At 69.9% G+C, this 19447-nt stretch carries 17 protein-coding genes; 4 read left to right on the top strand and 13 right to left on the bottom strand.

Features of this window, described 5'->3' with window-relative positions; translation table 11 throughout:
• Positions 1 to 97: 97 nt before the first annotated feature.
• Positions 98 to 448: a MerR family transcriptional regulator gene (locus tag ACWGR4_RS22655; RefSeq protein WP_452128459.1), complete on the bottom strand. Its 351-nt coding sequence runs from the start codon at positions 446 to 448 to the stop codon at positions 98 to 100.
• 1646 nt (positions 449 to 2094) lie between these two features.
• Between ACWGR4_RS22655 and ACWGR4_RS22650 the strand changes: the two genes are divergently transcribed.
• From ACWGR4_RS22650 to ACWGR4_RS22640, 3 genes are all read left to right on the top strand, one after another.
• A complete protein-coding gene (locus ACWGR4_RS22650) occupies positions 2095 to 2574 on the top strand; it encodes a hypothetical protein (RefSeq protein ID WP_452128458.1) in 480 nt (159 codons plus the stop codon).
• A complete protein-coding gene (locus ACWGR4_RS22645; protein WP_379997716.1) occupies positions 2571 to 3401 on the top strand; it encodes a class I SAM-dependent methyltransferase in 831 nt (276 codons plus the stop codon). The genes ACWGR4_RS22650 and ACWGR4_RS22645 overlap by 4 nt, the downstream gene beginning before the upstream one ends.
• A 77-nt stretch (positions 3402 to 3478) precedes the next feature.
• A complete protein-coding gene (locus ACWGR4_RS22640) occupies positions 3479 to 4225 on the top strand; it encodes a class I SAM-dependent methyltransferase (protein ID WP_379997714.1) in 747 nt (248 codons plus the stop codon).
• Positions 4226 to 4268: 43 nt separating this feature from the next.
• On the opposite strand, the gene ACWGR4_RS22635 is transcribed toward ACWGR4_RS22640, so the two are convergent.
• The 4 genes from ACWGR4_RS22635 to ACWGR4_RS22620 form a co-directional block, all read right to left on the bottom strand.
• Positions 4269 to 7496 carry a ferritin-like domain-containing protein gene (locus ACWGR4_RS22635; RefSeq protein ID WP_452128457.1) on the bottom strand — a complete coding sequence of 1076 codons (3228 nt, stop codon included), beginning with the start codon at positions 7494 to 7496 and terminating at the stop codon, positions 4269 to 4271.
• A 101-nt stretch (positions 7497 to 7597) separates the two neighbouring features.
• Positions 7598 to 9073 (bottom strand): flavin monoamine oxidase family protein, encoded by a 1476-nt coding sequence (locus tag ACWGR4_RS22630; protein WP_452128456.1) that lies wholly within the window; start codon positions 9071 to 9073, stop codon positions 7598 to 7600.
• Positions 9061 to 10164, bottom strand: coding sequence for a methyltransferase (locus ACWGR4_RS22625; protein WP_452128455.1), 1104 nt, complete (start codon positions 10162 to 10164; stop codon positions 9061 to 9063). The genes ACWGR4_RS22630 and ACWGR4_RS22625 overlap by 13 nt, the downstream gene beginning before the upstream one ends.
• On the bottom strand, positions 10164 to 10865 hold the full coding sequence (locus tag ACWGR4_RS22620; RefSeq protein WP_452128454.1) for a DUF6875 domain-containing protein: 702 nt from the start codon (positions 10863 to 10865) through the stop codon (positions 10164 to 10166). The genes ACWGR4_RS22625 and ACWGR4_RS22620 overlap by 1 nt, the downstream gene beginning before the upstream one ends.
• 486 nt (positions 10866 to 11351) lie before the next feature.
• Here ACWGR4_RS22620 and ACWGR4_RS22615 point away from each other — a divergent pair, with 486 nt between their 5' ends.
• Positions 11352 to 12170: a methyltransferase domain-containing protein gene (locus ACWGR4_RS22615; protein ID WP_452128453.1), complete on the top strand. Its 819-nt coding sequence runs from the start codon at positions 11352 to 11354 to the stop codon at positions 12168 to 12170.
• A gap of 138 nt (positions 12171 to 12308) precedes the next feature.
• Here the strand turns inward: ACWGR4_RS22615 and ACWGR4_RS22610 are convergent, their stop codons facing one another.
• From ACWGR4_RS22610 to ACWGR4_RS22575, 8 genes are all read right to left on the bottom strand, one after another.
• On the bottom strand, positions 12309 to 13244 hold the full coding sequence (locus tag ACWGR4_RS22610) for a TY-Chap domain-containing protein (RefSeq protein WP_452128452.1): 936 nt from the start codon (positions 13242 to 13244) through the stop codon (positions 12309 to 12311).
• Positions 13245 to 13334: 90 nt separating this feature from the next.
• On the bottom strand, positions 13335 to 13601 hold the full coding sequence (locus ACWGR4_RS22605; protein WP_369478443.1) for a metal-sensitive transcriptional regulator: 267 nt from the start codon (positions 13599 to 13601) through the stop codon (positions 13335 to 13337).
• A 51-nt stretch (positions 13602 to 13652) separates the two neighbouring features.
• A complete protein-coding gene (locus ACWGR4_RS22600; protein ID WP_452128473.1) occupies positions 13653 to 13748 on the bottom strand; it encodes a rhodanese-like domain-containing protein in 96 nt (31 codons plus the stop codon).
• Positions 13749 to 13896: 148 nt separating this feature from the next.
• Entirely contained in the window at positions 13897 to 14643 is a 747-nt protein-coding gene (locus ACWGR4_RS22595) for a sulfite exporter TauE/SafE family protein (protein WP_379997698.1), read from the bottom strand.
• A complete protein-coding gene (locus ACWGR4_RS22590) occupies positions 14640 to 14999 on the bottom strand; it encodes a rhodanese-like domain-containing protein (protein WP_452128451.1) in 360 nt (119 codons plus the stop codon). The genes ACWGR4_RS22595 and ACWGR4_RS22590 overlap by 4 nt, the downstream gene beginning before the upstream one ends.
• 41 nt (positions 15000 to 15040) lie before the next feature.
• Entirely contained in the window at positions 15041 to 16438 is a 1398-nt protein-coding gene (locus ACWGR4_RS22585) for a rhodanese-like domain-containing protein (RefSeq protein WP_452128450.1), read from the bottom strand.
• 386 nt (positions 16439 to 16824) lie between these two features.
• Positions 16825 to 17622 (bottom strand): hypothetical protein, encoded by a 798-nt coding sequence (locus ACWGR4_RS22580; RefSeq protein WP_452128449.1) that lies wholly within the window; start codon positions 17620 to 17622, stop codon positions 16825 to 16827.
• A gap of 129 nt (positions 17623 to 17751) precedes the next feature.
• On the bottom strand, positions 17752 to 19272 hold the full coding sequence (locus tag ACWGR4_RS22575) for a diacylglycerol/lipid kinase family protein (protein ID WP_452128448.1): 1521 nt from the start codon (positions 19270 to 19272) through the stop codon (positions 17752 to 17754).
• Between the last annotated feature and the right edge of the window lie 175 nt (positions 19273 to 19447).

Here is a 19447-nt window from a genome sequence, read left to right as displayed (position 1 = left end):
GTGCCGCTCGTGACGAGGACTCCGGTGGGTCCCCGGGGGGAATCGAGCCCGGCGGTTTCGGTGGCGGCGTCGATCCGCGCCGGGCGTTCTCGGGGGGTCAGGGGCTCTCGTGCGGCCGGTTCTCGTTGGCGTCGCGCAGTTCGGCGTTCAGGCGCAGGGCCTCCTCGAGTTGGTCCTCGAGGATGACGATGCGGCAGGCGGCGTCGATGGCGGTGCCCTGGTCGACGAGTTCGCGGGCGCGTTGGGCGATGCGCAGTTGATAGCGGGAGTAGCGGCGGTGGCCGCCCTCGGAGCGCAGCGGGGTGATCAGACCGTAGTCGCCGATCGCGCGCAGGAAGCCCTGCGAGGCGCCGATCAGTTCGGCCGCGCGGCCCATGGTGTAGGCGGGGTAGTCGTCGTCGTCGAGCCTGTCGGTGCCGGTCGGGGTCGAGCCGGATTCGGGTGCCATCGGCGCCTCTCTGGAGTTCACATCCGTGGGAGCTGTTCGGGGAACGCGTCGAGGGGCCCTGGTGCCGTACGGCACCAGGGCCCCGAAAGAAATCCACACCATCCACCGACACCGAGGTGCCGGCCTATCCGTTCCGCACGCTTCCCAACGGGTGGGGGTGCGGGGATCGCAATTGCGTGACCGCGGACGACCTTTCGTATCGGCGTCTCCACGGATCCCACTCGGCCGAAGTCTCACCGTGCCGAGCGGGCGATCCGGATGGCGTTCGCTCCTTCCTCTCCTGTCCTGCGTTGTGCAACGTGTACTGCCTGTCCTGCGTGGCGACCCCGTGGGCCGCCTTCGGTTTCTCCTCGGCCCGACAACCAGTCTCCGGAACCCCTGCCCAACAACGAACGGCCCCGGGACTCTGCTGTCGAACCCTCAACAACGCGCGCCGGTTCGTCTCCGTCGCGCCTCACTGATTCGCTTGGTTACGACAGAAAACATAGCCATCGACTCCTCTGATGTCTACTCCATGCACGACAGATTTTCCGGCATCGTCGGATGTGGAAACTGCCGGTCCCGTATCCCGTCGACGCGCCTCGTCGTTCCCTCCGGGCCCGGCAGGCCAAGGGCCGCTTCGGCCGCTGCGCTCGACGTGTACGCCTGCCGCCCGGGGGCCTGCCGCGCGACGTCGGCGACGGGGCGGCGGACCCGTCGTCCGATCCCGGGGAGCGCCCGGAACGCATAGAGGGGCCCCGGTGCCGTACGGCACCAGGGCCCCGAAGGAACTGCTACACCACCTGCCGGCCGTGATACTGCGCCGGCTTCATGTTTCCGCGGGCCCGACCGAACTGCCGTCGGGGGCGCGGGGATCGCGGTTGCTCGACCGGAGACCACCTCACTATCGATGTCCTGCGGTACCCGGGCCCAAGACTTGCGCCCGGGCGATCCCGATGGTGCTCGGCTCCTCCGTTCTTCCCTCGAATATCGACTGCTTGACCTGCTCTACTGCGTACTACCGGTGATGCGAACCTCCGGTGGCCTCTCGCAGCGCCACCGTTCGACAGCCGGCCCCGTCGCCCATCCTGCGTCCTGCTTTGGCTTGGAACCCCACTGCCGAACCTCCCGGTGCGCGCGCCCGCAGCCGACGCCTTCACCGAGGTACTGCTCAACCTCCACTGCCGGATGCTGCGACTTGCACTTACCGGTACTGCCACTGCGTTGACCACTGCACTGCCTGCGGTGGCCCCTGATACTGCGAGCCACCCGGCCCGGCCGTCAGTCCCGTCGCCCTGTCCTTCAACCGTGGCTTCGGAACTCCACCGCCGAACCGTCCTGCGTACTACGAAAACCTGTACGACTGCCCGGCAGTTCGTTCCCTCCGGGCCCTTCGGTCTCTCTGCGCTACGAGAGAAACCATAGCCACGCCACTACGTGATGTCTACTCCAGACACGACAGATTTTACGATCTCCAAAGAACAGGCAATCTGCTCCACGCCGGCGCACCCCAGGCGCCCCGGACCTCCGTTCCCGGTCGGATTCGGCGCCCGCCGCGCCGCCGCCGGCGAGGTCGCCTCGGCGATGTCCGTTCGCCATAACGAAAGCGGCGGTCCGTGGCCCGCGTCGGCCGGGATGGTCTTCGATTCGGACGAAAAGGCGTTGTGATGCGCGATCGCTTCGGGGCCCTGTTCGTGCCGGATGGCGCCAGGTCGTACGTCACCCGCCTCGCCGTGCGCGGGGCCTGTGGCGACCTCACCCGGTTCTGGAACCGGAAGGACTCGCCGCTCCAGATCACACCGGCCGACATCGCGCCGGTCTCCACCGCGTCGCGCGCACAGAACGTCGACACCACGGCGGCCGGCATGGGGGTTTCGCAGGCCAAGTTCACGCCGCTGGTGGCGATGCCCGACCCGGCCGCCCTGCACGCGGCGCAGGCCACCACGACCGCGAACCTGTTCCGCGACATGAGCGGCCTCAACACCATGAGCCAGGTGCTCACCAAGGGTCTCGAAGCCGCCGCCGGCAACGACAAGGATGCCGGCGCACGGGTCGGCGATCGTGTGTCACGGGGGATTACCACCTTGGTACTGTGTGTGATGGTTGCCGTACAGGCTGTGACGCAGACGAGGGTGGAATCGGCATGACGGATAGCTTCACCGCACAGCTGACGGAGATTCCGGAGACCGCCCTTTGGGCCCTCTATCACCGTGCCACCGAAGCCCGGCGCCCGGACGCCGTCCTGGCGGATCCGCTCGCGGTCGAGCTCGTGCGCTCGATCGACTATCCCTGGCAGGAGCGGTTCGGGGTGGCCTCGCCCTGGCTTGCACAGACTGTGGCGTTGCGCGCTCGTTGCTATGACGCGGCCGTGCGGGATTTCCTGGACCGGCATCCGAACGGCACTGTGGTCGCGCTCGGCGAGGGTTTGGAAACGCAGTTCTGGCGGGTGGACAACGGCCATGTGCGCTGGATCACTGTCGACCTCGCGGAGCCGACGGCCCTGCGCGGCAAGTTCCTGCCGTCCGCGGAGCGGCAGCGCACCGTGGTCTGCGACGTCCGGGAGCCTCGGTGGCTGGAGGAAGCAGCCGGCTCCTCCGAGGTGATGATCACGGCGCAGGGGTTGCTGATGTACCTGCGGCCTGCCGAGGTACGGGAGTTGCTGGCGGCCTGTGCGGAGCGCTTCCCCGGAGGGAGCATGGTCTTCGATGCCGTGCCTCGTTGGGTCCGGGATCGCGCCAGGTCCGGACAGCGTGCTCCGGGCAGCCGCTTGAAGCCGCCCATGTACTGGGCGATGGACTCGGGCGAGCACGAGAAGTTGCGCACGGCGCACCCCGGCATCAGCGAGGTCCGTGACCTGCCGATGCCACCGGGGCGCGGTTTCGTCTTTCGGCATGTCGTGCCGCGCGCGGGCCGGTTGCCGCTGGTGCGTCGGATGCGCCCGCCGATCGTCCTGCTGCGGTTCGGGTCGTCCTGAGTCGAGCAGCCCCGGTTCGGAACCGATCGCGGATGCCGCGCGGCCGGTGAGTGGTAAATCAACGAAAGGGGATCGCGGTGCCAGAAGAGCCGACTCCAGTCCTTGACAAGGACACGATCGATTTCGACGCCGTCTACCGGGGTGAGCCGCTCGCGGCGGGTGGGGAGGTGGCCTTCCCCGTCATCCCTTGGGACCTGGGCGAACCGCAGCCGATGGTCCTCGAGTTGGTTCGAGAAGTCGCGTTTCGCGACGAGGTTTTGGATGCCGGCTGCGGGTTGGGGGACAACGCGATCATGCTCGCGGGTCGCGGCCTTCGGGTGACGGGGATCGACTGTTCGGCCACCGCACTCGAGAGTGCGCGCGAACGCGCCGCCGCCGCCGGGGTCCGGGTCGACTTCGTGCAAGCGGACGCCACCAGCCTCACCGGACTGGACGGGCGGCGTTTCGCCACCGTGCTGGACAGCGCGCTGTATCACTGCCTCGGCGATGAAGACCGACACCGGTACATCGCGGAACTGCACCGGGTCACCGAGCCGGAGGCACAACTGCATCTGGTGTGCTGGGCAGAGGGTTCGTCCGCCGCCGCCCGGCATCCCATGGGAGTGAGCGAATCGAATTTGCGCACTACCGTCGGCGTCTTGTGGGACGTCCGGGAGATCCGTTCCACGACCCTTTCCACGGGCCTTGTCCGGGACTCCCTCACCGATGAACAGATCGACCGGTTCAGGCAGTTGGGCGCAACGATCGACAGGGATCGGGCACCCGTCGACAACAAGGGCAGGGTCAGCGGCCCAGCCTGGTATCTGCGCGCGGTTCGCCGTTGAGCCTCCCGCGCTTGCCGACCCGGCCGGCGCCGAGTGGTGGGTCTCACGGGCCGACCGGGTCAGGCGCATGGAAGTAGTCGGCGTAGAAGCACATCAGTTCCGGAACCCGTGCCGGAAGGCCGGGCAACCGGGCCGCCGCGTCGGCGAGATGAGCGAATGTGCGGCTGATCGACCGCAGCGCCACATCCGGCCTGGCGATGAACTCCGGTCGTGCCTCCAGTTCGAACGAAGGGCCTGCGGTACGCCCCGGTTGGCCGGATGGAAGCGTCACCAGGTGCTCGGCGAGTGGCCTCATCATCCCCGCCATGACGTCGATCGCCGCGTTCATGAGCGGCGAGCGGCGCAGGCCGGCGTCCGGCGTGCCGCTGAAGTGCTGAACCATGAGCTGGTTCATCAGGAAGTAGCAGCGGTTGAACACCATCAGTGCGGCGCGCGCCTCCGGCGCGGTCACCTGCTGTCGGGCCGGGTTCCCGGCGTGCAGCGAGGGGTTGCGGAGCACCGGGTAGGCGGGGCTCCAGGGTGGTCGCCGTCGGCCGCCGTCGCGCGGGTGGCCGTGTTTTTGGTGCTCTGCCATGAGCAGGTCCGAGATCCGGGTGAAGGTCGCGAAATGTGACTCCTCGTCGTGTTGGACGCTGTCGAGGACGTTGCCCTCGCCGTGTTCGGTGACGAAGTCGAGGGCGAACAGCGCGCTCGCGACATCGTCCACCTCCAACTGGTAGTCGGGGTGGGCCGCGTTGACCGACGCGCGCATGAACAGGTGGTGTTCCCCGCCGCCGCGTCCTCGTTCGACGAGGAAGAGGTCCGGCACGGTCTTGATGCCCTCGCGGATCGCCTCGTACAGATCGCTGAGCGACTCGTAGGCGTAGGACGGTCCTTCGTCGCGGCCCGGCAGCCGGTCCTCCGCGAGGTCCCGCCCGGAGCCGTGCGGCCGTTCCAGGGCGATGAACCGCTGTACGCTGCCCAGCCCAAACCCTTCCAGGCACAGATCCAGGGGTAGGCGCAGCCGGCTGTTGACGGTCCCGAAGTCGATCCGCGGCAGGTGGAAGGCCATGCCCATGGCGGTGATGATGTTGTTGATCACCAGGAAGTGCATCATCTCCTCCCGGGCCACGTTCATCAAACCACCTCGCACGCCGTTGTCGAGGGTCTCCGAGCCCTCCCCACACGCGAGGCGGAGTTGCTCCTCGGTCCATTCCCCGCGCCGCACCAGCTCCCGACCCGCGCCGTGCAGGGGGATGGACCAGGCGGCGTACAAGTACTGCATCATGACGGCGAGTTCGACCGCGGCGGCCTCTCGGAGCGCCTCGCCGAGCCGGGCACGCGTGGTGATGGCACCGCTGCGTGCCCGACGGGGAACCAGTCGAGGCGGTGGCCGCCGGCTCGCTTCCTCCTGCCGCAGGTAGGCCAGCAGGAGCCGCGTCTGCGGTCCGGTCATGTCGCGGGTGGGGGGCATGTAGAACGTCTTGTCCCTGTGGCGGGGGTCGCACATCAGCCAGATGAGCCGTGCGTGCGAGGCCACTCGGCATGCGTCGGACAGGCTGAAGACCTCGTCGCCCATGAACGAGTACAGGTGTTCGTAGGGTGCGAACACCTCGCGGTAGAGCACCTGGGGCGTTACCTGGTCCCGAGGAATGTCGTCGAGGTGCCGCGTGTCGGGAAGCACACGAACGTCCACGGCACACACGGCCGGCCAGTACCCCAGGCGATCGTCGTTGTCGTACGCGCGGGCGGCGGACCCGGCCTCGGCGGGATCGCAGGGCGGCTCGTCCCCGGTCGGCAGCACAAGCAACCGCGTGCTGCCCGCCGACGCCCACCGCAGGGCGAGCCGTCCGCGTCCTTCGTCATCGGTCTCCAGCGTGCAGGACTCGTCCCACTTGTCGTCGTCGGCCCGTGTCCCGCCGGGACGGACGTCCACGATCCGCACGTCGCCGCACCGGCGTTCGCCGCTGCCGGCCCAGGGATCGCCGGGCAGCGCGCGTGGGTTGAAGAACTGGGTCACGTGCACCCTCGCCGGCGCCGGGCGCCCGAGGTGGTAGGTGCGGACGTCCACCTCGGCGACACCGTCGTCGCGGGAATCCGCATCCGGCGGTTCGACGAAAAGGGCGGAATCGTCGATCCGCACCACGATCTCCTCCTCGGTCAGCAGCACCGAGGGCTCGCGTCCACGCGGCGCGCCCACGAGGACCAGCGGCTCGTCGGGGCCGGCATCTCCCGCCGGGCAGGCGCTCGGATCGTGGTGCGTGGGAACCGTGACGAGACCGCCGGTGCGGTCGGTGTCCGCGAGATAGGCGTCGCGCGGCACGGTGGCCACCAGTCGCCCCGAGTCGCGCGTGCGCAGCTGCAGGTCCCCGACATCGAGGCGCGGACCGAGTTCGTGGAGGGGGCCGGGCCCCCGGCGGGCACTCCGGGCGGTGACGGGAATGGCCGTGACGAGGTCGAAGGTGGTGTATTCCGCGCCCACTCGCACCGCGACGTTGTGGAGCAGGGGCGGTGCGCCGCTCCGGCGGGGACGGCGGGCACTGAGGAACCGCCCGGCCGGGCAGGTCCGTTCCTCCTCGCGATGCCATGGTGCGATGGTGCCGCGCACCTGCCACACGTCCGGCGCGTCGTGGACCGTCGGGGTGGCCATGTTGGTGAGCGCGAACCGTACGACGAGACCCGCCGCGCCCTCGTCCGTGATGCGCGTACGGAGCAGCCGTGCGGCCTCGGAGCCGTCCGCCTCCGGAAACCAGTTCAAACCGAGGGCGCCGTCGACGGCGAACTGGTGGACCACCGAGCGTCGGAACCGATCGGCCAGCGGGTGGTCGCCGACGTCGAGGATGTGGTGCGAGTTCTGCCAGCGCGGGGGTTGGAAGCCGGTCACCGCGCCCATGGCCATGTAGCCGACCTCGTGTGAGCGGCCCTGCCTGCCGAAGCCGAACCGGCCGACCATCACCGTCGTGGTCCAGTCGGACGCCGGATCGACGTCGAAGACGCGGGCGCGGTTGAACGTGGTCGCCAGGTAGTCGTTGTAGTGGCCCCACATGTCGACGTGTCGGCCCACCACCGGGTCGGAGGTGTCCACGTCACCCGGCGCGCGTTCCCAGCCGCTGACCCGGGCGTCCACCCAAAAGTGGCCATTGGCGCCGAAGTTCCACCCCTTGACCGTGCCGAACCGCCCGTCCGCGGTGATCCGGCCGTCCGGTTCGTAGCGCCGGCCGAGTCCGTCGAGATGGTCGTGGTACTCCCGGGGCGGACGGTCCAGCGGGAACGGCACCCCCTGGGAGGTCACGGCGCGGTTGCGGGAGAGGTCGTACAGCCCGCTGCGCGGTCCGGTGGGAAGGCGGGTGACCGCGGTGCCGGCGAAATGCAGGCGAGGTACGTCGAAGATGCTCAGGGGGACTCCCGCAGCGCTGCGTCGATGGCGGTCACCGCGCCGAGCGCGGACTCGATGGCACCGTTGATCCAGGCCGGAGTGGACGAGCAGTGCTCTCCCGCGAAGAACAGCCGCCCCTGGGGACGCGCGGCCCGCCGCCTCTCCCGGGCGCGGCGGTCGGCGTCATCGCCCCAACCCCAGTGATGCGAGGTACACCCCTTGCTCCACCGGTGGGTGCCCCAGGCGATGCCGGCTGCGCCGAGCACGGCATCGGATTCCTTCAATTCCGGGTGCAGGAGGGCAAGTTCGTCGATGACGGCGGCGTGCCGTGCCTCGGGAGGGAAGGCGCCGAGAAGGTTGCCGTCCTCGGCGATCGCGTAAGAGGCCAGCAGGGCCGCTCCCTTGGCCGGATCGCCCTCCTGGGGTGGGTAGTACGTCTGCCGGGTGCGCCCGCCTGTGGCCGATGCTCCGCCGCGGATTCCGCTCCGTTCCCAGAACGCCTTCCGGCAGTGCAGCCCGATCTTCGTCGCCGATTCGTAGGTGACGCTGTCGATCACGTTCCGCTTGTCGCGGTCGAGGCCGGTCAGAGGTATGTCGCGCAGTACGGAGAAGGGCAGTGTGCACAGTGCCGCCGGATACCGTTGCATCAGGTCGAGCCGGCCGTGTCGCAACCCGAGGCGGACGTGGTCCTCGCCGGCGTGCAGACCGACCACTTCGCGTCCGAGCAGGACGGGCCCTCGGATGCGGTCGACGAGCCGGTCGGTGAGTCGGCTCATGCCGCCGGCCAGGTACATCAGCCCGGGGCCGGTCTCCAGCAGGAGGTCGTCGAGGAATCCGTGCAGCCATGGGCTGCATCCCGTGCGCAGTTCGGGGTGAGCCCGGAAGACGGCCCCGAGGTCGATCCGGTCGGCTTGCGCACCGTGGATGTGGGGTGACAGGTCCAGACGGTCGGCGAGCCCGAGGAGCGTGGTCAGTTCGCACGCCAGGTTCTCGCGCAGCCTGGCCGGACCGATCGCCCGGATGACCGCCGCCAGCCAGGCCCCGAACAGCATGGCGGCCGGCGTGCAGGACATCGTGGGCACGTCGCGGCGCAGATCCGCCAGGAGCGCTCCCGAAGCATGCTTCACCTGCACGAACCCACGCCCGGTGATCAGGTAGTTGTGCTCGTCGCTCAACATGGTGCGGAACGGGCGCAGCGCGGACCGCAAACCGAGCTTGTCCACATAGCGCATGGTCAGTTCGTGGGTGGACGGGATGCGCATTGCGCCGAGTTCGACGTGCGGAGCGTCCGCCTCTGCACCGAACCTGTGCGTGTAGATGCGACCGCCGATCCGCTCGCTGCCCTCCAGGACCGTCACGCGGTGTCCCAGTGCCTCCAGTTCGTAGGCCGCCACCAGGCCGGCGATCCCCGCGCCGACGACCGCGACGCGCCTGATCCCGGGCACCGCCGTCGGGTCCGCCGCCGTGGACCGCATCCGGGTCAACGAGTGCATGACGGCTGCTCCGCGAGGTCCTTCCGGATCACCACCTTCCGGTCGACCGGCGGGCCGACGGCGGTGGAGCGTTCCGGAGACGCCTCGATGAGGACTTTTCGGCCCGTCAGGTGGTGGACGGCGTCGAGGCGCAGTTCGGCAGCCGCGAGGAGCGCTTCGAACTCGTCCGTGGTGCGTTCCCTTCCCGGGAGTACGGACAACATGTACAGCGACATGAGCGCGGCCATCTTCGCGTCCGCATCCGTGGCGGCGCCGTCCGTGGCGAGTTCGATCAGGACGAGGCGGCTGTGCGAGGACATGGCCCGACGACACGCGCGCAGCAGCGTGACGCACCGATTGTCGTCCCAGTCGTGCAGGATTTCCCGCAGCAAGTACACATCGCCGCCCGAGGGGACGGCGGCGAAGAAGTCGCCTGCCCGGACGTCGGTGCGTTCGGCCAGGCCCGCCTGGTCCAGCCGCGTCCGGGCGTCGGCCACGGCGGCCGGACGGTCGACGAGCACGCCGCGCAGTTGCGGGTGGACGCTCAGCAGACGGGCCATGAGTTCGCCGTTCCCGCCCCCGACGTCGACCAGGATTCCCGTCTCGGAGAAGTCGTGGGCGCGCTCGATGGCGTCGATCTCCAGATCGAGGTCGGCACTTTGGGAACGGTCGAACAGTTCGCGCAGACCGGGCTGCTTCTCCAGGTAGTCGAAGAACTCGGCACCGAACCGGCTCTCGAAGGCGGGGATTCCGGTGCGTACGGTGTGCGGGATTCCGTGCCAGGCGCTGCCGGTCACCCTGTCTGCCATCAAGGCGCTCGCCCGGGCGCTTCCGGGCGCGCCGGTACTCAGGGCCGCACCGAGGCGGGCGAGTGCGAAGCGGCCGTCCGGGAGTTCCTCGAAAACGTCGAACGCGGTCAGCGCGATCATCACCTGCCGCAGGCTCGGCTCATGGGCACCGGTGAGCTCCGCGAGTTCGGCGACCGGCCGCGGGCCGGACGTCATCAGGTCGGGAATGCCCAGCCCGGTGACACTGCACAGGGCTCGTGAGACCAAGTGGCCGTACAGCAGGGCCCGCACGGCCACCGCACTCTCGACATCGTCGGCGCGCATCAGGATGCCTCTCGCTGTCGGTACCGGCGCTTGGCGGCCGCGAAGAGGCCGAGCATCAGAGGATCGTTCACTCGTCCGTCCACGAACTGCGCCGAGAACTGCTTGTGGTAGGCGTCGAACCAGCGCGGGCAGTCGTGCAGAAAGAGGATGTCGTGGGGCGCCATGTGCCGTGCGGCGAGCAACGGGACGGGGGACCGGGACGCACGCAACACGTGGTTGCGCACCGAACGTTCGTCGCAGTCGGGGTGAAACTGGCCGATCATCAGGCCGTGATCCACGGCCAGATCCTTGAGGTCGGTGTGTGCCTCGTCCAGCGCGGTCCAGTTCTCCTCGGCGAGATCGGGCAGGGCCACGATGAGACATTCGAGCGACGTCTTGTGCGCGCCGGCGGCAGGCGGGGGGAAGCGTCGCAGCCGATCCGCGAGCACGTCGCGAAGTTCGCCCGGATCATCCCCGGTGACTTGGTAGCGGAACTCGAAGCGCAGGGTGCCGGCGTTCAGAGCGGCCGGCACGAACGGGCACAGCGGGCCGGGGCGTTTGAGATCCGGGTGGGGCCGGCTGACGTCGTCCTGCAGCCAGTCGACCAGCACACGAAGGTCCGTATCGACACGTTCGTCGTATCCGTGTGCGGGGAACACGACGGTGTCGCTGCGATACCGCCCGACCGACGGCCCGTCGAACGGCTCGGTACTGGTGGTCATTTGGCTCCTCAGGTACGACGGCCGAGCAGTCGTGGGACCGTGCTGCCGGCAGGGGTTGCACTCGTGATTCGGGCATGAGGGATGCACGGCCGAGACGCGCCTCGTTCTCGAGGTGCCGAAGGGGCTGGGGACCGAGCGCGGACGCGTCGCGTCCGATCGTGCCGCCACGCCGAGCAACTACACAGTAGCGGAACGTGTGGATCGAATCGTGATAATCCTGTATGAGCGACATCATGCTGACTATCGGTGTATGATTCCGCCTTGAATGCCCTCAAGTCAGAACAAATCGACGAGGCTTGATCGTCCGGCTCGGCTCGGGTTGGCCCGGCCCGGCCCGGCTCTGCTCGCCTCGTCCGAGTCGTCATGCTTTGGACCCGGCCACACGACCACGTGGTCCCGTACTCCTCGCCGCAGAGACCGGCGGGTCGCCGAACTCTCCGCGACCCGAGCGGAGTTCACGGGGCCCGGCCCCGATCCGGAGGCACCATGCACGCCACCACCACCTGGGACCCGCAGCGGCACCTGCGTCGCTCCGGCCCACGAACCCGCCCGTTCCACGATCTGCTCGCCCACATCCCGGAGTTGCCCACCGGCCCCGCGCGCATCGTCGATCTCGGCTGCGGGAGCGGCGAACTGACGGCCGTGCTGGCAGAGCGTTGGCCCGACGCACACATCACCGGACTCGACAACTCCGTCGCAGGGCTGGACGAGGCGGCGGCACATGCCGGGGAGACCGCGGGTGGCGGACACATCGACTTCGCCCATGCCGACATCGACACCTGGTCCCCGGCCGAGCGCTTCGACCTCGTCATCTCGAACGCCGCGATCCAATGGGTACCGAACCAACCCGACCACTTCGCCGGCTGGACACGGACACTCTCTCCGGGGGGCGTGTTCGCCTTTCAAGTCCCGGACAACGCGGCCTCACCCAGCCACGCCGTGTTCCGCGAACTGTGCACGAGCCGGCGCTGGCGCGACCGCCTCGGCGCGGTGGTGCGGCACACGTTCGAGGTCTACGACCCCGCCGAGTACGTGGACCACCTCGCCCCGCTGGGTTTCACCGTCAACGCTTGGGAGACCAGCTACGCCCACGTTCTGCAGGGCGAGGATCCGTTCCAGGGCTGGATCAACGGAACGGGCATGCGTCCGGTGCTGAACGCGCTGGCGGACGACCCCGAAGCCGCCGGCGAGTTCCTCGCCTCCTACCGTGCCCGCCTCGGCGAGGCATACCCCGCCCGACCATACGGCACGGTCTTCACATTCCGCCGCGTCTTCGCCGTCGCCCACAAGGAAGCCGGCGCCTGACCACGCTCGTTGCGTGCCGCACTCGGATGACGTCGACCTGTTCACCGACGTCACAGACCTCGTGGCGTTCGCCGAGTGGCCGAGGCGCTGCAGCCGACTTCGAGCCGACCGGTGCCGAGTACTCGTTCTTCAACCCGGTTATGACACGTCTTCGCGTAGGCCCAGTTCGGTGGGTACGTACGCGGGGTCGGTGTGGGGGCCGTTGCGGAACGCGCGGACGGTCAGGGCGGTCGGGGAGGGGATGCCCAGGGCGCGTGCGGCGGCGACGGCTTGGGCGGGGACGGTGCCGGCGCCCCAGTGCACGATCGGTACGCCGAGGGTCCATTCCGCGATTCCGGGCGCGCACTCTTGCGGCCGCCAGCCGCTCGCGAACATGCGCCGGGCTCGTTCGGAGCCCGGGTTCGACGCGTCGGGCAGCTCGGCGGCGTCGAGTTCGGGGTCCATGACGCTGGTGTAGAGGGAACCCCCGTGCGGGCCGGTCATGAACTGCACGACCTCGCCGTCCGGGCCGGCCATGACGACCGCCGAGTCGACGGCGAGCGTGGTCAGTACCCAGTCGAGGCGGCGCTGTAGGTCGTCCCACTCGGTGCACACCGGCGCGCTGCCGACGGCGCTCGGACGGTCGCCGAAGTTCTTCACGGAGTAGAGCTCGGTCGGGCCGTCGTCGTCCGCGCCGCGGATCACCACGTCGTCCGGAGGCAGGCGGAGGACGTCGCGGAGGGCTTCGACGACCGCACGTCCGCGCGCGCCGCGCACCTGGGCGTTGCTGTACCACCGCCAGGACAGCGACCGGACAGGTTCCCGGACCGGCACGACCGAGCTCCATCCGTGGTGCCACTCCGCTGCGGCGAGCAGCCTTTCCTGGTCCGCGGTGAGCGGGACGCCGTCGCCGGCGCGGATCTCGGCGACGACGAAGTCGTTGAGGCGCGTGAGCGTGACGGACGGACCCGCTTCGGGGGCGCCGATGCGGACCCGTGTGTTGTCGGGTTCGCCTTCGTCGCCTACGAGGAGGGCGATATACGGGATCCCGGCATGGTTCGGACGCGACAGCGCGTCCCAGAGCGCGTGTTCCATGGCGGCAGTGTGCCAAGGCAGGCCGACAGACCGTACCGGTGGTCGTCGAGCCGATCGGCTCGCACGGCCTCGTGGACCTGGTGATGGTTGTCAGGCGAGGGCGAGGAAGAGCTTTTCGAGTTCTTCCTCGGTCATGGGGGCCTGGTTTTCGTCGGCGTTGTTCATGCACTGGCGCATGCCGCTGGCGACGATTTTGAAGCCCGCGCGGTCCAGGGCCTTGGAGACGGCGGCGAGTTGGGTGACGACGTCCTTGCAGTCGCGGCCGGCTTCGATCATGGCGATGACGCCGGCGAGTTGCCCCTGGGCGCGCCGCAGGCGGTTGAGGACTGCGTTGACTGCGTCGTCATCGACTTTCACCGGTGTGCCTCCTGGCCTTGTGTGCTCTCCCTCATGGTACCCCAGGGGGTATCAGTGTTCGGAGCGCCGGTGATCGCGGAGGGCGGTGAGGGCACCGGGGAGGTGGCCGCCGGCGTATTCGTCGGGGGTGCGGACGTCAAGGACGATGAGTTCGTGCAGGCGGGCTGCCGGCCTGGTCGGTGTCCAGGGTGCGGGGGTTGGTCATGATGCGGGATCCGTCCTTCTTTTCGGATGGTGCCTGGATATGGGCAGCGCGATGCCCCAGGGGTGCTTGCGGTGTGGTCGTGGCGGGGTGTCAGTGGAGGGCGTCGGCGAGCATGAGGGCGGCGACGGCCAGGAGCACGACGGCGAAGACGCGCTGGAGAGCGGGGCCGGAGACTTTCCCGGCGAGGCGCTTGCCGTCCCAGGCTCCGAGGATCGCGGCGCCGGTGAAGGGAGCGATGACCGCCCAGTGCAGGGATGTGGGGGTGCCGACGCGGGCGGTGAGCGCGGCGAGGGAGTTGACGGTGATGACCAGGAGGCTGGTGCCCACGGCGGCCCGCATGCGCAGTCCCAGGACGGAGACGAGTGCGGGGACGGCGAGGAAGCCGCCGCCGACGCCGAGGAAGCCGGTGACCGTGCCGAGTCCGGCCCCGGCGCCGGCCGCCCTGGCGGGGCGGACGGGTTGCGACGGCGGGTCGGTGGCGGGGGGTTTGAGCATGGCCGCGGCGGCGAGGGCGGCTATCGCGGCGAAGGCCGCGGTCAGGGCGGCTTCGGGCAGGCGGGCGGCCAGGAGGCCGGCGGCGATGGCGGGCCCGATGCCGGCGGCCGCGAACAGGGTGCCGGTCTTCCAGCGGACGTTGCCGCAGGTCGCGTGGGTGTAGAGGGCGGTCGCGGAGGTGGCGGTGACGATGATCAGCGAGGCGGTGGTGGCCGCGGCCGGGGTGAAGCCGAGGAGGTAGATCAGGGCGGGGACGGCCAGGACGCTGCCGCCGCCTCCGAGCGCGCCGAGGGCCAGGCCGACGACGGCCCCGGCGGCGAGGGCGAGGAGGAGGGCACTCACGCTATCCGGCCGCTGCTTCCGTGCTCGTCCACGACCGGCAGTGCGGCCGATGCCCAGGCGTTCATGCCGCCCTTGACGTCGACGGCGTCGGCCCCGCGCCCGGCGAGGAGCCTGGCGGCCTGCCGGGAGCGGTGACCCGAGCGGCAGATCACCACCAACGGGCGGCCCTTCGCGGCCGGGGGCAGGTCCTGGCCGGTGAGGAGGCGGGAGAGCGCGACGTGGACGGCGCCGGGGGCGTGCCCGGCGTTCCATTCGGCCCGCTCGCGTACGTCCAAGAGCGCGGCGTCACCGGACGTGATGCGCTCGTGGGCCTTAATGGGAGTGACGCGGGCCATGCCGCGACGGAAGAGGAACATTCCGTCGTCCTTCCAGTTTCGGGGGTGGGGCTGTGGGCGGTTCAGCGACCGGTGCCGGTGCCGGTGCCGGTGCCGGTGCCGGTGCCGGTGGTGAGGGGGAGGCCGGCTTCCGTGGCGGCGTCGAAGGTGTCGTCGACGGCGACGACGTCGCGTCCGGCGGCGTCCAGGAGGGAGGCCGCGATGGCCGCGCGCATCCCGCCGGCGCAGTGCACCCACACCGTGCCGGGCGGGACCTCGTTCAGGCGCCGGTGGAGCCGGTGGATGGGGATGTGCGCGGAGCCCGTGATCCAGCCCTTGGCGCGTTCGGAGTCGCGGCGCACGTCGAGTACGACGTCGGGGCGGGGGTCGTGGGCGGCGAGGTCGGCGAAGGTGGCGCGGGGGAAGGAACGCGGACTCGCCCCGTCGGGTATCCAGTCGCGGGGGCCACCGGTGGCGGCGGCGGCCGGGCGGTCGATGCCGACGCGGACCAGTTCGCGCTGGGCGGCAGCGAGCTGTGCGGGGGATTCGGCGAGGAGGGTGACGGGCTTGCCCCAGGGGATCATCCAGGCGAGGTAGGTGGCGATCTTCCCCTCGGCCTCGAAGTTGAAGGATCCCGCGAGGTGGCCCTCGGCGAACGTGATCCGGTTGCGCAGATCCACCACCCATTCCCCGGCTGCCAGACGTGTGGCGATGTCGGAGGGATCGGCCACCGGCGGCGAGGTCAGGTCCACCGGCGCAGGGCCCTCGGCGTTGGCCGGGCCCATGTGGGTGTAGTAGGCGGGCACGTCCTCCAGACCGACGAGCAATTCGGCGACGAAGGAGTCGACGTCCTTGACCAGGGCGTCGTTGCCGCTCTTTTCCTTGCCGATGGTGGTGGCGTCGCCCTCGGATTGGGAGGAGGAGCAGAAACTGCCGAAGCCGTGCGTGGGCAGGACCGGCGTCTCGTCGGGGAGTTGGGCCGCGAGCCGGTGGGCGGAAGCGTGCTGGGCGCGCGCCAGCGCCTCGGTCAGTCGAGGCTCGACCAGGTCGGGGCGGCCCACCGAGCCGATCAGCAGCGACCCGCCCGTGAACACCGCCGCCACCGTACCCCGCTCCTCGAGGATGTAGGACGTGTGGTGGGGGGTGTGGCCGGGGGTGGCCATCGCCCGCAAGGTGACGCCGTCGTCGACTTCGACGGTGTCGCCGTCGGCGACGGGAGTGCGGGCGAACGCGACCTGGGCGTCGGTGGGCACGAGGTAGACGGCGCCGGTCAGGCGCGCGAGGTCCAGGCCGCCGCTCACGTAGTCGTTGTGGACGTGGGTCTCCGCCACGTGCGAGATCCGCACGCCCCGCGCCGCAGCCGCCGTCAGGACCCGGTCGACGTCGCGTGGCGGGTCCACCACCACCGCACTGCGCGCACCGCCCGCCAGGTAGCTGCGGTTGCCCAGGCCCTCGGTCTCGATGGTGTCGATGAAGAACACGCGGTTGCTCCTTTCGGCTGAGATTTACCCCCGGGGGTATATTTCGAGCGTACCACGAGTACCCCCGGGGGTATTTTTGGGCAGTAGAACTCGCTCTCGCGAGGGCGTGCGGCAACCCGCGGCCCGGCCGTCTCCACCCGGGCGGTGGGCACCGTGCCGCTGCGGAACTGTTCCGTTGCAACGCCGAGGACGAGGCAGCCACGCCCGACTCTTCGCGGGGGCGCTCGACCGACTACGTGGACCGGGGCGCCTCGCCGGCGGGGGATCGATGACCGTCGCGCCTGCGGTGGGGCGCCCCCGTCACCACTCGGTCGCCGCCGGTGCCGCTGCTGCGGTGTGCGGGCAAACCTCGCCCTCGACACGAGTGCGAGCGGTTCGCGTGATCGTCACGGGGAGTGCTCGGTGGGGTGATGTCCGCGGATGGCACGCCAACGTGATCGTGTCTGCTCGACAATGTCGTCCCACTGGTGCCGGACATCGTCCGGGGACGGGCGTCGGCCCTGGCGAATGCGGACGAGTTCGTCTCGTACCTCCCGTCCGAGTGCGGCCGAGACGACGAGGATGAGCATGGCACCGAAGAGGAGCGTGGCCATCCCGAAGACCGCGCCGGCCGCGCCGTGGCGGGAAGCGTAGGAATCGAACAGATGCGGCAGGTAGACGGTGGCGAGCACCGAGTAGGCCGCGGTCAGCACGGCCGCGGCGACGGCGAACGGAAGCAGGGTTGCCGGGGCGAGCCGCTTCGCGGAGATGATCCAGCCGCTCCAGACGAGGAACGCCGTGGTCAGCGGCACCTCGCAGACGGCGGCTGCCAGTCCCAGGGGCGCCTCGCCCAGGACCACGTAGAGCCACCCGATGACTGCGGTGTAGAAGCTGAGCATGCAGATCCACCACAAATCGTTGCGTGTGTTGCGAACTCCGAGCGGCTTCAATTCCCAGGTCTGTTCGAACAGCCGCTGCATGGTTCGGGAGAAGCTCAGCGCCGAGATGGCCAGAAACATTGTTCCGAAGATGCCGACGCCGGTCGTCGTGGTCTCGGTGGAGAACAGCGATCGGACGGCATCGGCGCCGCCGTCCGTGAGCCCGTAACGATTGATGATGCGATCCGCGGCGTCACTGCCGAAGAACGTGCCGCTCATTACCGTGAGCGGGATCAGCGCGGTCAGTGCGCTGGAGGCCAGAGCCATGGAGCGATCGAAACCCGCGATCCTTTGGAACCGGTTGACGACTCGCAGCAGGAAAGCCGGACGCAACCAAAACGTCAGCGTCCTGATGAGCCGCTCGCGGTTGTTCTCCGCCGTCCCGCCCTCCGGTGATCAAGGGTTATACGTGGCGAAGCGAGCATAGGGGAACTCGGGGTGCACAACCGAGAGTGACACCGCAACGACGTATCGTCGTTCACGGGCCCGTGTCCGCCGGGCGGGGCCTTCGTCGACCGGACCCGTGCGCGGCGGAGCCTGGGGGCGGTGCGGTGCCCGATTGCCTCCCGAGGCCGTGTCGCGAGCGAGGGCCAAGGCGAGTACGCGACGCCAGTCCACGGGGCGGCTGGGTCGGGGAACGCCCGGCCGATCGCGCGGGACGAGAACGCGCAGCGCGGCCGGACGCAGGGTGCACACGACCGGTGTACACATTCGGAGCGCCTCGCCGTCGACCGCGACGGGGATCTCGGCGGCCTCGGAGGTGACCTCGACGCGGCGGGCGCTCGTCACGGTCAACGCCTCGGAGCGATCACCGCGTACGACCAGGTCGGCGGCCCGGACCGCGCCCCGGACGTGGATGCCCAGCACGCCGAGTTCGCCATCGTCCAGGCGCGGGCGTCGGCCGGTGCCGGCCATCTCACTGGGGGAGTTGTACCGATTGTTGCTGATCAGCAGGGCCTGTTGCGCGGTCAGGACGGTGTCGTCGACGCGCGCGTCGAGCCGTACGCCACCATCACCGACCAACAGGTCCGGCAGGAGGCCGAGCGCCGTCGCGGTCTTGTCGTCGCGATACTCGGGGCGCTGCACGACGTCGGCGTACGCACCGAAGGACACCGTGTTGACGAAGGCGCGACCCGCGACGTCGCCCAGGTCGACGCGCAACTCCTCGCCATCGGTGAGAGCGTCCAGGCACCGGCTCGGGTCGGCGCGGTCGAGCCCGAGGTCCATCGCGAAGTGGTTGCGAGTTCCGGCCGCGACGACGAGGAAGGGCAGGTCGTGTTCGGCGGCGACCGCTGCCACCAGCGCCTGGGTGCCGTCACCACCGGCCACGCCCAGCAAATCCGCGCCTTCGACGACGGCTTCCCGGGCCAGTTCGGCGACGTCCGCGGGAGCGGAGGGGTCCAGGAGAACGACCCGCGCGCCGAGTTCCTCGGCCCGTTCGACGAGGCCGAAGCGGTCGACCTTGCCTCCCCCGGACTTCGGGTTCATGATCAGGAACGGCCTCGCGGGCCGGAGCGCGGCCGCGGCCTGTTGCACACGATCCGGGTCCGACCTGCGCAGGGCCGCCCGGGCGCACGCCAGGGTAGCGGCCCAACACGCGCCCAGGATCAGAGCGTCGAGCCACAGGTTGTTGAAGGCGAAGAGCACGAGGACGGCCACCGGCGCGCACACCGCGACCAGTGCGCCGACCAGCCGGAGCGCGCCCCGGTGCGCGAGGAACCACCACAGACCGACGGCGCAGGCCACCAGGCCGAGAAACGCCGCGCCCACGATCAGGAACCCGGCCTCGCGCAGTGCGACCACGAGGACGACCACCACGCCGACGACGGCGAGCAATGCCAGACGCGCCAAAAGGCGTGCGGCCCCGCCTCCATCGACGTGCGCTCGCCGTGACGCGGCCGTTGCGTACCGGCCCATGATGTGCCTCCCGGCTTGCTCCGCCCGACCGATGCCCACGGAAGAGTCGGCGTGCGGCGGTCGAACCGCATCCGACCGGGTGACGGTGTCTTCCGATCGTGCCGAAGACGCTCGTCACGGGCTTCGTGTGATGGAGACGGCAGATGACCGGTGTCGGGCCGCGGGCTCCTGCCGC

This window comes from Embleya sp. NPDC055664 (genome assembly GCF_053618075.1).
Note: the sequence above shows the minus strand (reverse complement) of the source record. Positions and strands in the feature narration are given on the sequence as shown.

What these genes read in the sequence shown, in the direction of transcription:
- ACWGR4_RS22615 (WP_452128453.1), top strand. Translation starts at nt 11,352, where the DNA reads ATGCACGCCACCACCACCTGGGACCCGCAGCGGCACCTGCGTCGCTCC.
- ACWGR4_RS22650 (WP_452128458.1), top strand. Translation starts at nt 2,095, where the DNA reads ATGCGCGATCGCTTCGGGGCCCTGTTCGTGCCGGATGGCGCCAGGTCG.
- ACWGR4_RS22580 (WP_452128449.1), bottom strand. Translation starts at nt 17,622, where the DNA reads ATGGCTCTGGCCTCCAGCGCACTGACCGCGCTGATCCCGCTCACGGTA.
- ACWGR4_RS22645 (WP_379997716.1), top strand. Translation starts at nt 2,571, where the DNA reads ATGACGGATAGCTTCACCGCACAGCTGACGGAGATTCCGGAGACCGCC.
- ACWGR4_RS22575 (WP_452128448.1), bottom strand. Translation starts at nt 19,272, where the DNA reads ATGGGCCGGTACGCAACGGCCGCGTCACGGCGAGCGCACGTCGATGGA.
- ACWGR4_RS22625 (WP_452128455.1), bottom strand. Translation starts at nt 10,164, where the DNA reads ATGCGCGCCGACGATGTCGAGAGTGCGGTGGCCGTGCGGGCCCTGCTG.
- ACWGR4_RS22630 (WP_452128456.1), bottom strand. Translation starts at nt 9,073, where the DNA reads ATGCACTCGTTGACCCGGATGCGGTCCACGGCGGCGGACCCGACGGCG.
- ACWGR4_RS22655 (WP_452128459.1), bottom strand. Translation starts at nt 448, where the DNA reads ATGGCACCCGAATCCGGCTCGACCCCGACCGGCACCGACAGGCTCGAC.
- ACWGR4_RS22590 (WP_452128451.1), bottom strand. Translation starts at nt 14,999, where the DNA reads ATGTTCCTCTTCCGTCGCGGCATGGCCCGCGTCACTCCCATTAAGGCC.
- ACWGR4_RS22610 (WP_452128452.1), bottom strand. Translation starts at nt 13,244, where the DNA reads ATGGAACACGCGCTCTGGGACGCGCTGTCGCGTCCGAACCATGCCGGG.
- ACWGR4_RS22620 (WP_452128454.1), bottom strand. Translation starts at nt 10,865, where the DNA reads ATGACCACCAGTACCGAGCCGTTCGACGGGCCGTCGGTCGGGCGGTAT.